The 473-nt window shown below is 72.1% G+C and carries 1 pseudogene; it reads left to right on the top strand.

Features of this window, described 5'->3' with window-relative positions:
* Positions 1–473 (top strand): annotated as a pseudogene (locus G3N92_RS34730) (serine/threonine protein kinase); the annotation flags it as partial.

Below are 473 nucleotides of genomic sequence, written 5' to 3'. Positions count from 1 at the left end.
ACGGCCTGCGCCCGCGCCGCTCGCGCGAGCGCATCGCGCCCTATCTGCTCGGCCTGCTCGCGGTGGCCGCCTGCGCGGCCGGCGGCGTGGCGCTGCACAACCACGACCGCCATCGCCAGTACGACGCGGCGGTCGCGCGCTTCGCCGCCGCCGATCCGCATCGCTACGCGAACGAGGATCAGGCGATGGCGGCGCTGGCCGCGCTCGACCTGGACGACCGTCAGCGCCTCGTGCTGAACCAGAACGACGCGATCCTGCGCTTCCTGTCGGGCCGGCTCGACGCGTACTGGAGCCCGCCGCTTGGCCGTTTCGATTACGCGGCCGTGCAGCACGTGTTCCAGCTGCGCGACCAGTTGAAGCTGTTCTCGCCCGCGTTCGACGCGCGCCGCAAGCAGATCGACGACGAGCGCACCGGCATGCTGGCGAGCCTCGGCGGCAGCCTCGACGAGGCCGTGGATCGCGATGCGCTGTTA

It is taken from the genome of Burkholderia sp. Ac-20379, from assembly GCF_017104645.1.
Lineage (GTDB): Bacteria > Pseudomonadota > Gammaproteobacteria > Burkholderiales > Burkholderiaceae > Burkholderia.
Note: the sequence above shows the minus strand (reverse complement) of the source record. Positions and strands in the feature narration are given on the sequence as shown.